Annotated in this window: 15 protein-coding genes; 5 read left to right on the forward strand and 10 right to left on the reverse strand. The window is 40.3% G+C overall.

Annotation, left to right across the window (positions count from 1 at the left end; all coding sequences use genetic code 11):
* Window positions 1-31 precede the first annotated feature (31 nt).
* Window positions 32-1,009 (forward strand): quinone oxidoreductase family protein, encoded by a 978-nt coding sequence (locus CYCPU_RS0111545; protein ID WP_015007043.1) that lies wholly within the window; start codon window positions 32-34, stop codon window positions 1,007-1,009.
* On the opposite strand, the gene CYCPU_RS0111550 is transcribed toward CYCPU_RS0111545, so the two are convergent.
* From CYCPU_RS0111550 to CYCPU_RS0111565, 4 genes are all read right to left on the reverse strand, one after another.
* Window positions 998-1,906: a DMT family transporter gene (locus tag CYCPU_RS0111550; protein ID WP_020162785.1), complete on the reverse strand. Its 909-nt coding sequence runs from the start codon at window positions 1,904-1,906 to the stop codon at window positions 998-1,000. The genes CYCPU_RS0111545 and CYCPU_RS0111550 overlap by 12 nt on opposite strands.
* Before the next feature lie 90 nt (window positions 1,907-1,996).
* Window positions 1,997-2,530: a 3-phenylpropionate/cinnamic acid dioxygenase subunit beta gene (locus CYCPU_RS0111555; RefSeq protein ID WP_020162786.1), complete on the reverse strand. Its 534-nt coding sequence runs from the start codon at window positions 2,528-2,530 to the stop codon at window positions 1,997-1,999.
* A 12-nt stretch (window positions 2,531-2,542) separates the two neighbouring features.
* Window positions 2,543-3,874 carry an aromatic ring-hydroxylating oxygenase subunit alpha gene (locus CYCPU_RS0111560; protein WP_016390233.1) on the reverse strand — a complete coding sequence of 444 codons (1,332 nt, stop codon included), beginning with the start codon at window positions 3,872-3,874 and terminating at the stop codon, window positions 2,543-2,545.
* Between the two features lie 228 nt (window positions 3,875-4,102).
* Entirely contained in the window at window positions 4,103-4,885 is a 783-nt protein-coding gene (locus CYCPU_RS0111565) for a 1,6-dihydroxycyclohexa-2,4-diene-1-carboxylate dehydrogenase (protein ID WP_016390234.1), read from the reverse strand.
* Window positions 4,886-4,971: 86 nt separating this feature from the next.
* Here CYCPU_RS0111565 and CYCPU_RS0111570 point away from each other — a divergent pair, with 86 nt between their 5' ends.
* The 3 genes from CYCPU_RS0111570 to CYCPU_RS0111580 all read left to right on the forward strand — a co-directional run bounded on the left by CYCPU_RS0111570 (window position 4,972) and on the right by CYCPU_RS0111580 (window position 8,585).
* Window positions 4,972-5,580, forward strand: a complete 609-nt coding sequence (locus tag CYCPU_RS0111570; RefSeq protein ID WP_016390235.1) for a glutathione S-transferase family protein — start codon at window positions 4,972-4,974, stop codon at window positions 5,578-5,580.
* A 68-nt stretch (window positions 5,581-5,648) separates the two neighbouring features.
* Window positions 5,649-6,644, forward strand: coding sequence for a DUF58 domain-containing protein (locus tag CYCPU_RS0111575; protein ID WP_020162787.1), 996 nt, complete (start codon window positions 5,649-5,651; stop codon window positions 6,642-6,644).
* Window positions 6,645-6,650: 6 nt separating this feature from the next.
* A complete protein-coding gene (locus CYCPU_RS0111580; RefSeq protein WP_020162788.1) occupies window positions 6,651-8,585 on the forward strand; it encodes a transglutaminase TgpA family protein in 1,935 nt (644 codons plus the stop codon).
* 132 nt (window positions 8,586-8,717) lie between these two features.
* Here CYCPU_RS0111580 and CYCPU_RS0111585 read toward each other — a convergent pair whose 3' ends face one another.
* The gene (locus CYCPU_RS0111585; protein WP_020162789.1) at window positions 8,718-9,374 is read right to left on the reverse strand and encodes a nitroreductase family protein; all 657 of its coding nucleotides are present in this window, start codon (window positions 9,372-9,374) and stop codon (window positions 8,718-8,720) included.
* A gap of 245 nt (window positions 9,375-9,619) precedes the next feature.
* On the opposite strand from CYCPU_RS0111585, the gene CYCPU_RS0111590 reads away from it, so the two are divergent.
* The gene (locus tag CYCPU_RS0111590; RefSeq protein WP_020162790.1) at window positions 9,620-10,996 is read left to right on the forward strand and encodes an OmpP1/FadL family transporter; all 1,377 of its coding nucleotides are present in this window, start codon (window positions 9,620-9,622) and stop codon (window positions 10,994-10,996) included.
* Between the two features lie 120 nt (window positions 10,997-11,116).
* Here the strand turns inward: CYCPU_RS0111590 and mnmE are convergent, their stop codons facing one another.
* The 5 genes from mnmE to rpmH are packed head-to-tail and all read right to left on the reverse strand — an operon-like array spanning window position 11,117 to window position 14,820.
* The gene (gene mnmE, locus CYCPU_RS0111595; RefSeq protein WP_020162791.1) at window positions 11,117-12,469 is read right to left on the reverse strand and encodes a tRNA uridine-5-carboxymethylaminomethyl(34) synthesis GTPase MnmE; all 1,353 of its coding nucleotides are present in this window, start codon (window positions 12,467-12,469) and stop codon (window positions 11,117-11,119) included.
* 7 nt (window positions 12,470-12,476) lie between these two features.
* Window positions 12,477-14,114, reverse strand: a complete 1,638-nt coding sequence (gene yidC, locus CYCPU_RS0111600) for a membrane protein insertase YidC (protein WP_020162792.1) — start codon at window positions 14,112-14,114, stop codon at window positions 12,477-12,479.
* Window positions 14,107-14,337, reverse strand: a complete 231-nt coding sequence (yidD, locus tag CYCPU_RS11980; protein WP_073024183.1) for a membrane protein insertion efficiency factor YidD — start codon at window positions 14,335-14,337, stop codon at window positions 14,107-14,109. Before yidD ends, yidC begins: the two co-directional genes overlap by 8 nt.
* Window positions 14,330-14,695, reverse strand: a complete 366-nt coding sequence (gene rnpA, locus CYCPU_RS11790; protein ID WP_330216881.1) for a ribonuclease P protein component — start codon at window positions 14,693-14,695, stop codon at window positions 14,330-14,332. Before rnpA ends, yidD begins: the two co-directional genes overlap by 8 nt.
* A complete protein-coding gene (gene rpmH / locus CYCPU_RS0111610) occupies window positions 14,686-14,820 on the reverse strand; it encodes a 50S ribosomal protein L34 (protein WP_015007058.1) in 135 nt (44 codons plus the stop codon). The genes rnpA and rpmH overlap by 10 nt, the downstream gene beginning before the upstream one ends.
* Window positions 14,821-14,936: the final 116 nt, after the last annotated feature.

The following is a 14,936-nucleotide window of genomic DNA, read 5'->3' on the forward strand; positions in this document are numbered from 1 at the left end:
TTCTGCAAACCATTAACCTCTTGGAACTTATATGCATACAAACTTGTCTGCCAATATTTATCAAACTGGTGATTCCAGTGTTTTCAAACTCGACACGACCCTTATCGAAGAGCCTAAAGCACAGCAAGTACTACTTAAACAAACTGCAATTGGCGTTAATTATATAGACACCTATTTCCGCTCTGGTCTCTACCCAATTGATTTACCCGCCACCTTAGGCGATGAAGCCGTTGGGGTCATTGAACAAGTGGGCGAGGGCGTTACCGAGTTTTCAGTTGGTCAACGTGTGGCTTATTCTGCCGCTAAGGGTGCCTACACACAATATAGGGTCATTGATATTAATGAACTGGTTCCTATCCCCGATAATATTGATGATAAGTCGGTCGCCACCAGCTTGCTACGTGGTATGACGGTTGAATACTTATTTTGCAGACTACATGAATTAAAACCGAGCGATGTCATCCTCATTCATGCCGCCGCGGGCGGTGTTGGCCAAATTGCCTGTCAATGGGCCCGAGCTGTTGGAGCAACCGTTATTGGCACTGTTAGCTCTGCTGAAAAAGCCCGTATAGCGAAACGTAATGGTTGTGATTTTGTTATTAATTATACTGAACAGAATTTCGTTAAGGCTGTGGATGAAATTACCAACGGTCAAAAAGTAGATGTTGTTTATGATGGCGTCGGTAAAGACACCTTTACCCAATCACTTGATTGTTTGCGTGTGCGAGGACTGATGGTTAGTTTTGGTAATGCATCAGGTAAGCCCGACCCATTTGATGTCCTAGAGCTTTCAAAAAAAGGCTCGCTTTATTTAACTCGCCCAACTTTATATCATTACACTAGAAACCGACAAGAGATACTTGACAGTGCGGCCCGCTATTTAGCAATGCTTGAAAAAGGCCACATCAATATTCAAGTAGGGGAGAGCTTTGCCTTGTCTGATGTGGCCAAGGCTCACGACTATCTAGTTCAACGCAATAGAATTGGCAGCCCTGTGTTAATCCCTTAGCTTTGGTTTATGCGCTTTTAAACCCGCATAAAAACTGCCCATAAAAATTAAAACCATCCCAATTATTTGGTATTGATAAGGCATTTCTTCCAAAAACACGGCATTGATAATAATAATATAAACAGGCACCGTATTTAAAAACAATGAAGCCCGCGATGGGCCGATAACCTTCATACCCTTATTCCAAAATAACAATGACAACACCGTTGGCCCTACACTAATAAACATTAAGGCCCAGAATGCATTAACTGTTAAATGAGGTGTTTGTATGACATTTGCCTCATATATTCCTAATGGGATCACCACAACAAGAGAGAGCAGCACACCTAAAGCCGTCAGGAGTAGGGGAGACATGCCTATCATCGCGTTTTTAGCAATAAGACTATAAATCACCCAACTGATGACAGCACCTAATACTAATAAATCACCAACATTAAAATTAAGCAGCAATAAATTGGTTAAATCCCCTTCGCCCAGTATAAACAACAAGCCAAAAATAGTGACGGCCGCTGCAACCCAATGATGATAATTTAATTTTTCTTTTAAGAAAGCCGCCGCCATAAATGCAGTCAGTAGTGGTGTTAAGGAGTTAATCAAGCCGGCATTGGTTGAAGTTGTCAGCCTTAAACCATAGTAGAGCAGGGACTGAAAAAATATAACGCCGAAAATTGCTAACGCGATAAACGTCCACCAGTTTGTAATATGCTTAATTTTTTTAAGCTCCCCTGTTTGTATCAGCAGTAATATAAAAATAAAGCCCCCAATCACCAAGCGTGTACTAACAATCGACCAGGGGCCTAAAAAATCGGCCAAATACCGACCCAAAATCATATTCCCGCCCCATAGCAACCCCGCAATATTTAACAGCACCACGGCTTTAAGTGTTTCATTTTTCACTGATTTAACTCCATTAAAAAACCCTGCTCTCGCAGGGTCTAATATACGGTATTAATAGAGCACTAACGGTGCTTTATTAATCTATTTATTTTAAAGGTAAACGTTCAGACTTTTATTTTTGAAGATATTTTGATCGAGAATGATTTTACGTTTAGCTAACTTCAACACACCGTCCACACGCCTTATCAGATCAGTCCGGTGACCTAACATCGTGTGTTCTTCGTCTTCATTAATATTTCTATGTACAGTCACTAAAGAATAAACCCTAAACTCATTTAGATTATCGGTTAGCTCAACCTCGATATTCGTTACCACATGGGCACTTCGAGTTGCTGGGTCTTCGGACCAACACGTACCTGTTTCTGTTCGTATGATGCGTTTTACCAAACATTCCATATCATCGTTGTAATAAGCCGTGTCGTAAATCGTCGGCTCTTTCTCATTTTTACGATAACGTTGATAACGATATGGCATCCAATAATGAATATCTTCGGTTAACATCGTTAACCATTCTCTGAACTCTTCATTATCATGATGCCGTGCTTCACGGTACAAAAACTGCTGTACTTCATTAATCAACTCTAAAGAAGCGACCTTGTTATTACTTGTTGTTTCGTTTGTCATCTTTAGCTCCCCCTAGACTGTTTTCTTGCCTGCATAGCGCGGCGTGTAGCGGGTAGGCACTTGATCCCAACTTTTCGCGTTCATCAAGTCAGCCCAACGCTCATAAAATTGACGTTGGTTAGCATCATTAAATTGACTAGCATAAACAATACCTGGCAGTTCTTCATGTTCAATTCTACGGTTTATTCCACAACCGTAATGCAGCTTTCCTCTTCGTGTTACTACACCTTTATTAACGGATGTATTACCTTCCCAGTTTTCACCATCGTCCATTTCCAGCACACCAGCTGGGTTAAACGTTTGCATACAACCAATATTAATGGCTTGTTTAATTTCATCTGGCATATTTTTATTCACGATAGTCCACATCCGCATTTCAAATTTATGTGGACCTCTTGGTAACCAAACACGGAATGTTTGAATACCTGGTAAAAATGAACAGTTAGGAAATAGCGATACCGATGCCAAGGAACCGAATATTTTTGATCTCATCTCACCCAAGCGCTCTGCCATTTTTGGGCGCATTTTTTCATAATATTCAAGCACTTTAGGTTGACCTAAAATCGCAATATCGGCCAGCCCTTCGGTGCCAAATTCCCAACCATGACCATTCATACTGGCGTGGTAGCTATCTGTTGGATCAGCTGGTGGAAAGCCTTCATTGTTATTCATTGCCTTAAAGCCTGAGTCATGTGTCCATAAGGCGTGATAGGCATCCCCTACGAAATTCTCAACACCGAATTTCCAGTTAGCATTAATATAGTTTTTGATACCACCACCGATAAACTCTGTACCGCCGTCATCTTGGTCAAGCATGATATCCAAATACCATCTAAAGTCACCTAAGAACTCTTCAAGTGAAGGAGCTTCTTCATCAAATGTAGCAAAGATTAAACCTTTGTAGCTATCTACCCGAGCTTGTTTTAAGCCCCATTTACTTTTATCGATGTCACCTTCATCGTACACGTGCTCATTTGATAGACCTTTTAATTCACCATCGGTTCCAAACGCCCAACCATGATAATTACACGTGAAGTTTCGAGTGTTTCCATCATCGGCGTAGCAAATTTTATTACCTCTGTGTGTACAGGAGTTAAGAAACACTTTCACACTTCCATCTTTTTGACGGGCAGCAATAACACCATCTTCACCCATATAGGTGGTATAAAAATCATTAGGATTCGGCATCATCGAGTCATGCGCAATAAACTGCCAAGCCTTAGCAAATATCTGCTCTAACTCTTGTTCATAAATCTCTTGCTCCCAAAAAATACGACGATCGACCCAGCCTTCTTTTAAATCCATATAACGGCTGTAATCACTCTCGAGCCTTTTATTACCCATACACAAATCTCCTCTAACTCATTAACATTTTATCGTTATTTTTGGCGCTACTTAAGGCACTTACTCACCTAAAATTTACCAGTAATACCCATTAAAACTTCTCATTCTGATGGCCTTAAAGGTTCAGAATGAGATGATCTTACAACAAAACATTATCAAAGGAAATTTGATTCAAATCAAATTTTAAATAAAAACCCTATTTTTATTGTTTACTTTTAACCTTAACTACTACCCAATTCCACCGCCCGCTACGTTAATCGTTTCCCCTGTTATATAAGACGCTTCATCAGCCGCTAAAAAGCAAATGGCTGCGGCTTCCTCTTCGGGTGTGCCAAAGCGCTTCATAGGCGTATCACGCACTGTTTGCTCAAATACACCTTGCATACCCGCTTTATCCACATCTGAGTAAGCTTCTGTATTTCTAGGAATGGCTCGTTCGCCTTGATCGATACCACCTGGATTCACACAATTTACCCGCACATTGTGCTCGGCTAACTCTAGCGCCATACAGGTCGTGATCGCTTGAACACCCCCTTTTGCTGCGGAGTAGGGTACTCGGTTAATCCCACGCGTTGCTACAGAACCAATGTTAACAATAGCGCCTGACTGCTGCTCCATCATAAAAGGAATAACCGCACGGCAACACCATAGAGTAGGCCATAGTGATCGATTAATTTCTTTTTCAATTTGATCATCTGGGTACTCCCAAAATGGCTTTGCCCAAATAGTGCCACCAACATTGTGAACAGACACATCAATACGACCAAACTTTTCTATGGTTGTTTGCATAACGTGCTTGGCACCTTCACTGGTCTCTAGGTCTGCCATACATATTTCAGCAATACCCCCTTCCTGTTGTATTTGTTGCTGCACTAACAAAGCTTGATCTTCCACACGGTCGGCAATCATTACCTGACCACCTTCACGTGCAAACCGTAAAGCACAGGCTTTACCTATCCCTTGGGCCGCACCGGTTACCACAATAACTTTATTTTCGAAGCGTTGGCTCATTTTTCTCCCCTATATTGATATTTACAGTCTAACGACAATTACTTACTATTGACTTTCCATTTAATCAAAATAATAGGACAAATGAAATGAGCGACATTACTTTATATGGCTTTCCAATCAGTACATACGTAAGAACAGCCCGCATTGCCTTAGCTGAGAAAGGTGTTGCTTATGAACTATTACCTTTTGAACCCAATACTGAAGAAATGATCGCTGTTAACCCGACAGGCAAAGTGCCTGCTTTTAAACACGAGGACTTTGTTTTATATGAAACATTAGCGATCACCAAATACATTGATCAGGCCTTTGATGGCCCAGCACTTCAACCTGCTGATGCTAAAGAGCGCGCAATCATGAACCAATGGATTAGTTACATTAACGCTTATGTTTTTCAGGAACTAATTCATGAAATTGCCTTATTTAGATTTGAAATTATTCCTTTAGACCAGTCCGTTCTTGATGCTGCAATCCCTAAGGCGAAGGCACATCTAGCTTTATTGGATAAAACGCTTTCCACCAACAATTACCTCACCGGCTCTCAAGCTTCTTTAGCCGATTATTTTCTTTATCCTATTTTAGCTTTTTTTGGCATGATACCTGAGGGCTCTTTATTAGCAGATTACTCAGGAGTAAGCGCATGGATGACTCGCATGGAAGAAAAATCAAGCGTAAAAGAATCCGCTCCTACACTTTAAGACACGTTTTAAGCTAACAATAAAAAGCCGCAATAGCGGCTTTTTTCATCTTTATACAGCACAAACACGTGTTACAGTTAAGTGACTTAAGCATCGTACTTCGTATGGCCCTTACTCTTTCAAAACGCATGTCTTTAAGACGCTTCACCAAAGGCGAAGCCCCTCAGCACTCTTCTATTCAATTAAATTACCGGCGTATCTTCATCCTACCGAATAAAGGCGGCTTATCACTGCTCGTCGTTATTTTATTAATGCTGATCGCCTCCATTAATTACAATAATAGTATGGGATTTGTCTTTAGCTTTCTATTGGCTGCTAGTGCACAAATGTCTACGTTTTATAGCGTTAAAAACCTATATGGGTTGATTATTTCACCGAGCAAAACTCCCCCTTGTTATGCTGGCTCTAGCGGCCAAATGAAAGTGCTTATTAAGGAAACAAAAGGGGTTGAACGTTGGGCCATTAAAGCTTCTTATTTGCACCAACAAACTTTTTTTGATGTTCAAAAAAATCAAACTTTATTAATTACATTACCGATCAAGTTTAAGCAACGCGGATGGCACACACTCGATACCATTACACTGTCTACTACTTTCCCTTTTGGGTTTTTTCGAGCTTGGTCACCACTACTTTTTAACCAAGCCATCTTAGTTTACCCCCAACCAATTGATAGTGGCTTATCGCTAGAAATTAACCAACCCGGCGACGAACAAAACAAAGCTGCCAGCAACCAAGTTGGTACCGATGACTTTATTGGCTTAAAACCCTATCAACAAGGGCAAAGTTATCGACAAGTCAACTGGAAAGCCTTTGCCGCTGAAAAGGGTTTTTACAGTAATCAATTTAGTGCTGAAGAGTCCATTTCTGTCTGGCTAGATTGGCATTTTTGCCAGCCATTAGACACCGAAGCAAAACTATCTCAGCTGTGCTTCTGGCTATTAGACTGCGAAGCCCAAGGCCTTGAGTATGGTTTACGCCTACCCGGTGTTGAGCAGCAGCCAAATCATGGCCATGCACACCTGCATACATGTTTAAAAGCGCTAGCCTTATACGGACATTCATAAATAACCATGCCCCTTCAGCCCACCATTATCAAACTACTCATCAGCATTGGTGTACTGCTAATCATTCCACATATTGGTGAACTTCCTCTCCCCTTTATAGTGATCGGTTTTAGTCTGCTAGGGTGGCGAGCACTAACTCTCTGGTTTCCTAATACTTTACCGAGTAAATGGTTGTTATTACCGCTTTCAATCGGCCTAGCTTTTTTTGTATTAAAAACATACGGCATGTCTCTAGGTCGCGATGCCAGTAGTTCTTTATTAATTATACTGATGGGATTAAAACTTCTCGAAAGCCGCTCTAGCAGGGACACGCAAGCAGTGATTTATTTGAATTTTTTTATACTCATTACTCCTTTTTTATTCGAACAATACATTGAAATTGCTACATATGCCTTCTGTGTGTTTTTCTTGCTTTTATTTTCACTGACCATCAACAATACTCAATGTCATCGTTTAAAAAACCCAGGCTTATTACGCATCTCGGCTACCATCCTTTTTTTATCCGTTCCGTTAATGCTTATATTTTTCATTTTTTTCCCTCGTATGATTGGGCCTCTTTGGGCCATGCCAAATCAACAGTCTGCAATTAGTGGTTTAAGCGACACGATTAACCCTGGCAATGTTTCAAACTTAGCCCTCTCTGATAAAACAGCTTTTAGGGTACGTTTTGATGGTACAGCACCCAAACAAAAAGACTTATATTGGCGTGGCCCTGTTTTTTGGGAAACCGATGGACGTTCTTGGACACTAACGCCACCTAAATCAGACTCATTTAAACGTGCAAAAGCTATCAATAATGAAGGTTTAGATATTCAATACACCTTGATGATGGAACCTCATCATCAATATTGGCTTTTTGCACTTGATACCCCTGCAGCAGCACCAAAAAACGCCCGCTTAACGCATGACCACCAATTAATATTAAATAAAAAACTCAGTCGAAATATTTCGTTCAATATTCGTTCAACCTCGCAAAAAATCCAGGCAAAGCCGTCTGACAACGACCTGAATCGAGCACTCCACATACCCGATAACACAGACCCGAGGGTCTTCGACTTGGCAAATAAATGGCTTAAAGCCAATGCTGATAATCAAGGCGTTATTAAGCAAGCGCTTGAATTTTATAATAAAGAGTTTTATTACACACTTAAACCGCCTTCATTAGGCCAAGACCCTGTTTCAGAGTTTTTATTTGATACTAAACGCGGTTTTTGTGGCCACTTTGCCACCAGTTTTGCCACCTTAATGCGCGCAGCAGGTATTCCTTCTCGGCTTGTTGCCGGTTATCAAGGTGGCGTTTATAACAAAGTTGGAGACTTTTATAACATCCGCCAAGCAGATGCCCATGTTTGGGTTGAGGTTTGGTTAGAAGAAGCGGGCTGGGTTCGAATTGACCCTACTGCCGCCATCGCACCTAACCGTATTGAACACAGCATTGATCCTTCATCACAACAAGCTAATAGCGATATTAATTTTCTTATAACGCCCCCAGAGGGCTTCCAGCAATGGGCTCAACAGCTTAAATGGGCTCTCAATAGTTTAGATTATTATTGGCAAAACGCTGTTCTCGCCTATGGTCCAGAAAAACAACTCAATTTTCTCTCTAATCTTGGTATTTTTGACTGGAGAGGCATGGTGAAGTGGTTAGCGGTGCTAAGCGGGCTAGTGCTCATTGGCTCAATTGGTGCTGTGCTATTACTGCAAAAAAAATCTCATGATGCCGTTCAAACCGCATATTTAGTACTGTGTAAGTCATTAGCAAAAAGAATAGGGCAGCGCCAACCACACGAAACCACAACTGACTACTTTAACCGGGCCATTAAACAATACCCACAAAGGGCAGGTGACCTAACGACATTAAAAACACTGTATCTAAACACTCGTTATGGAAAAGAAGCCGAACATTCTTTTATTCAACAGGTAAAACACTTTCACTTTTAACTTGCTCAGCCTTTTCATCACCGTACTGATTATTTCGTTATGCCCCAAAAGCAAAGATCGATCAACACACTATTTAAAATAGAAACTAAAAATTCGCCTGTTTAATGTTGTTTTAAACCTGTACTTATCATCTTATATGCGCACTAAAACACTGTTTAAGCTGTGTCGTGATTTTGGAAGTTTTGCATTATAGTCTTCATCAGGGTGATGGTAACCAATCGCTAGCGCCACTTCACAACGGTAGTCGCCCAACTCTTTTTTAAATTCTTCGTTTACCAAATCCGCATCAATACCTTCCAAAGCCGTAGAGTCAATCTTAAGGCGGGCCAATGTATGTAAAGTATTCCCTAAAGCAAGGTAGGTCTGTGCTTTTGTCCAGTTGCTAGTATCCCCTGTTTCATCGGTATTGCTTTCAGCAAATCCAAAAATAGCAAAGGCTTTGTCACGGTCTTCTTGCTTTATACGTTTATCTGCAATCCCTCTATCAACCACTTTTGCAAAATCATCACGAGTGTAGCGTGGTTTGTGAGCAAACAGAATAATTTGAGAGCTATCGAAAACATGTGCTTGGTTAAACTGATATTTATGAGCAAATGTCCGACTCATACGTTGTCTTGCTTGATCGCTCTCAATAACAACAAACCGCCAAGGTTGTGAATTAATAGAGGAGGGTGATAAGCGCATTGCTTCAAAAAGTACCTTTAATTCCTCTTCGGGTATTTTTTTTGAAGCATCGTACTTTTTAGTGGTATGCCTCCACAACAGGCTTTCAATTATTGGGTGGGTCATCTTTTTACTTATACCATTATTAGAATAAATTTCTTTTCCCTTTAGGGCAAACCATCAATATACCAAAGTATGAATGAACAAAGTGCCTTTGATTTGGTTTTATCTAAAACAAAAGCCCTGTTTAAACGCCCTTAATTCACGCCTTCGCGTTATATCATTTGTTTCACCGATATCATCTAATACTAATATTGTCTGATATAATGCGTTGATTATAAAAAATAAAATCAAGGGAAACGGTTACTATAATGAATTCACTCTCTCAACGGAAAGAGCCTCTTTCAAAAAAAACCTGGTTTAGCAGTATTTTTCTCAGCCTCGCATTAATCTCACTGTCCTCAGTTCCAGCAACAAAAACTTACGCTAGTGGCGTAAATATGGAAGGCCTAGGCATTCGTGCCATGAGCATGGGTAGCGCATTTATTGGTTTGGCAGATGATGCTTCTGCTGTCTTTTGGAACCCTGCTGGTTTAAGTCAATTAAAAGGTGCTGGTTATACTTTTGGCGTGTACTCAATGACAGCTGACGTTGATGCTAAAAACGGTGTTTCAAATAACTCACTCCCTGGTGGTGATTACGACCCCAATAAGGGCGATTTATTTCCTGGCTTTTACCCATCCGAACCGACTAACTTTGATGATGATGAAGAGCTTTGGTTAGGTGCTGCTACCATGCCATCGTTTCTTATATTTAAAAATTTTGGTCGCTATACACTGGCCGGTGGTGCATTCGGTGTAGGCGGGGCATATTCAAGTTACAACGATAAAATATTTGATCCTGCTAATGATGCAGAAATCGAAGCCGATGTTTTTGCCGTTCTTGGCTTGATGAGTATCAACGGCTCTATCGGTTATCAAGTCACACAGAAGTTAAGTGTCGGTTTTGGCGTTGATATGCTTGTTAATGTTTGGCGTGGCGATGTTAAGAAAGATTATATCTCTGCCTCTGACTCCGACTGGAACTATAACTACGATGCAAAAATCCGTAAATGGGGTTATGGTTTTCAAGGAAACATTGGTGTGCTTTATAAGTTTAATGAGCAGTGGAGTGTAGGCGCAATATATCGCACTGGCAGTGACATAAAACTAGAAGGTGATACAAAGATTAGGCTTAAAGGCGGTAGCAACATTGATCCATTTAAAACTAATGAAAAAAGTGATGGGCATACTGATTTTGAATACGGTGCTTCATGGGGTGTAGGTGTTGCATATAAACCTACAAAAAAACTTACCTTTACTTATGATTATCGAGAAAATGACTGGAGTGATTTCAACTGGCCTGGCTCTAATGCTACCTTTGATGAACCCGGAAAATTCTTACAAAATGTTGATGGTGACCCTGGCTGGAATCGTGCCCATGGTTATAGTGTTGGTACCGAGTACCTTCTAAATAACAAGATAACTTTACGAGCTGGTTATACCAATGAGTCTTCAGGTGTTCCTTCTGAGTTTGAGAACCCTGCAACCATTACCCTAGGTGATATACAAATCGCTAACGTAGGGATGGGAATTCAATACGACACCTGGAAAGTCGACGTCTTAGTGGGTACTATGTGGGGCGGTACTGGGTATGGTGTTGACCACCGTTGTTATGACTTTGGTATTAGCTTTATGCGTATGCTCTAAAGAGTCTATATTTACCCCCTTCCAGCTAAACTGGAAGGGGGTAAATACCTTACAAACTAACCCCTAAATAAACGTATAAAGTAGACTAACTACGTCGATAGTTAACTCACCCAGATTTTTTTATTTTCCTATACAGAATGAAGAGAAAATCTCCCCTAAAAGATCATCCGGTGTCATTTTTCCAGTAATTTCAGATAACGCATTTTGTGCCAGTCGCAAGTCTTCTGCAAACATCTCCCCAGCTTGATAATGAAGTAACTGGGCAATACCATCATTTAAAAAAGCATGAGATCGAGTCAATGCATCTAAGTGCCTACGACGAGCTAAAAATACATTTTTTTCTTCTGAATTAAACCCCATTCTTTCTTTCAGGTGTTGAGTTAAAAGATTTAAGCCATCTTTATGTTTTGCTGAAAGCCTTATTATCGTTCGCCCATCTTTCGACGTTGTTTCACCTACCTGCGTACCGGTTATATCCACTTTATTAAAAACTATCGTTACTGGAACTGAGGCGGGTATATCATTTAATAAAGACAAATAATCATCAGAGCTTGATTCTTGATCATCCACCACTAACAACACTTGATCTGCTTGTGAAATGGCATGTTTTGCTCTTTTAACACCTTCTTGTTCAATAATATCGCTGGTTTCACGCAGACCTGCAGTATCAATAATATGTACTGGCATACCATCTATTTGAATTTGCTCTTTGAGCACGTCACGAGTCGTTCCAGCGACTGCTGTCACAATCGCCGTATCACGTTGTGAAAGCGCATTTAATAAACTTGATTTACCAGCATTCGGTTTACCAGCCAATACCACGGTCATCCCATCACGCAATAAACTTCCTTGCTTTGCCGTTTCTGTAATCGTTTTAAAGGCTTGTTGTAGGTTTGAGATTATTTTTTGTAGCTCTTCACCAGCTAAAAAATCAATATCTTCATCACTAAAGTCAATCGCCGACTCTACATATAAACGCAGGTGTTTTAACTGCCTTTGTAGATCATTAATTCGCTCTGAAAAAGCCCCTTGCAACGATCGTTGCGCTGATGAGGCTGCTGCCGCTGTCCCTGCATCAATAATATCAGCAACTGCCTCAGCTTGAGCTAGGTCTAATTTATTATTTAAAAATGCCCTTTGGGTGAATTCACCCGGTTCAGCAAGGCGTGCACCTAAGGCTAACACTCGTTTTAAAAGCATATCTAAAACAACTGGGCCACCATGCCCCTGAAGCTCTAAAGTATCTTCACCTGTATAAGAGGCTGGAGACTTAAAGTACAACGCAAGCCCACTATCAATAGTGCTATTATCGTTTGCTTTAAATAACTTGAAGCAAGCTTGTCTGGCGGGTATTTCACTGCCCAGTAGCTGCTGGCTAATTTGTTTTGTGTTTGTACCGCTAATCCTAATAATGCCAATTCCACCACGACCACTGGCTGTGGCAACAGCAGCAATAGTGTCGTTATTAGCCATCAATAAATTACTTTTCTTTTCCTGACTCTATACGTTTCATAATCACTGTCTGTTGAGCAATCGTTAATAGATTATTCACGATCCAGTACAGCACTAAGCCTGCTGGGAAAAAGGCAAAAAAACCAGTAAACATAATCGGTAGCATTTGCATCACTTTCTTTTGCATAGGATCGACCGGAGCAGGGTTTAAACGCTGCTGGAAGAACATAGTGATCCCATAAATAACCGGTAAAATAAAGTACGGGTCGGCAGCAGATAAGTTATCAATCCACAGTACAAAAGGAGCCTGTCTTAGCTCAACACTTTCTAGTAAGGTCCAATACAAAGCGATAAAAACAGGAATTTGAATCAGAATCGGTAAACAACCACTCAATGGGTTTATTTTTTCTGTTTTATACAGCTCCATCATCGCTTTATTCAGCTGCTGTTTATCGTCCCCATACCGTTCTTTTAATGCAACGATTCTTGGCTGCACCAATTTCATATGCGCCATTGATTTATAGCTTTTTTCAGATAGCTTAAAGAACAGTGCTTTGATGGTAAACGTTACCATAATGATAGCAACACCCCAGTTTCCTACAAAATCATAGAAGAAACTTAACAGCCAAAAAATCGGTTCTGCAATAATCGTAAGCTTACCGTAATCAACCATTAACTCTAGGCCCGGTGCAATTTCCTTAAGCTGCTCTTGTAATTTTGGCCCTGCAAATAATACCGAATTAATTGTTTTTCTCTGTCCAGGCTCGACAACAGTCATCGGTGAATAAGCGCCAATTACATACTTTCCAGCACTTAATGCTTTTGTATAGTATGTGTAGTTATTCTCTTTTTCCGGCACCCAAGCAACGCCGAAGTAATGTTGAATCATCCCTGCCCAGCCACCTGTGGCTTCTTGGCTAAGATTTTCATCTTCCATATCATCAAAATCAATTTTTTGATACTTGTCCTCATCTGTATACAAAACACCACCGGTATACGTATAGATCATTGAGTTTGCTTTCTTATCAGCATAATCATTACGCTTTATTTGCAAATACTCTCTAGCAGACCAGCTATTAGAGCCTTTATTTTCTATACTTGTTTCAACATCAACTTTATAGCTACCTTTGCTAAACACATAGGTTTTAGTGACTTCTATACCGCTTTCATTTTTCCAAGTTAACGGCACCCGCAACTCATCATCTGTCATTACATATTGACTGTCAGATGCACTCCAAAGCGCGTGATGATTAGGGCTTTCACCATTTTGGACAATTAAGCCAGACTCAACAACGAATGTTTTGGACGGTGTGTTATTTAACAGTTGAACTGTTTCTTCTAAACCTTTCGTATCCGGATACTGAGTTAAATAAAGGTTAACTATATTGCCACCAACTTTATCAATTTTCAGCTCATATACGTCTGTAATAACCTCTATAACACCGCCTTTAAGCGCCAAATCCTTTGGTTCTGTTTCTTGATTAACACCGGTTGGTAACGGCTCACTTTTAGCAACATTAGGTACATCCGTTGATGAATTAACGCCCTCACTTTGCACTTGCTGTTGTATTTGTTGTGGTAAGACATAGTCTTTTTGCCAAGCTTGCCAAATAAGCACCGCTATAAATGCTAGCGCTGCAAAAAGTAATGTTCTTTGATTATCCATGAGTTTTATCTGACGTTGGTAACGGGTCTACACCACCCTTACAAAAAGGCTGGCAACGTAAAAGCCTTTTTAGTGTAAGGCTTATTGCTTTTATTGTTCTGTATTGTTGAAAAGCTTCAAGCGCGTACTGTGAGCATGTAGGGTAGAAACGGCAACGACTACCTAGCACTGGACTAACAAAATATCGATAAAATTTAATCAAATAAATAAAGAGTTTATTCACTTTTCATAAACCTAATCCAATGTCTATTAATGGATGTTGCCAATTCTTTTTTACTTGCCGAAGCAGCCTTGTGGCGACATAAAATAACAAAGTCGTAGCCAGATAAGTGTTCTTTTTGCTGTCTAAACGACTCTCTAACTACTCGTTTAATAGCGTTTCTTTTTACAGCTCTTTTAACATTTTTCTTAGCGATTGCGAGGCCAAGCCTTGCTCCAGATAAGTTTTTTTTTCGCGCTAAGACAGTCAGCAAGTCATCCGTGCTTCTTTCAGCTCCCTTAAAAACGTTAGCGTATTCCGACGGGCTGTTCAGCTTGTGTGTTTTTGTAAACGCGTGCTTTTTTTCTTTTATTACGCTGATAAACGAGCTCGACCTTTCGCACGTCTAGCATTGATAATTTTACGGCCTGATTTAGTTGCCATTCTTGCTCTAAAACCGTGTGTTCTCGCTCTTTTTAAGTTGCTTGGTTGAAACGTTCTTTTCATGTTGAAATGTCCTATGAATGACTAATTAATAATATGACGAAAGATAGCTTTTTGGAGCTTGATTTTCTTTCGAGAAAAAGACTGGGAAGGTTAGTTTTATTTCTCTAAAAAGTCAA

The sequence above is a fragment of the Cycloclasticus pugetii PS-1 genome (assembly GCF_000384415.1).
GTDB lineage: Bacteria > Pseudomonadota > Gammaproteobacteria > Methylococcales > Cycloclasticaceae > Cycloclasticus > Cycloclasticus pugetii.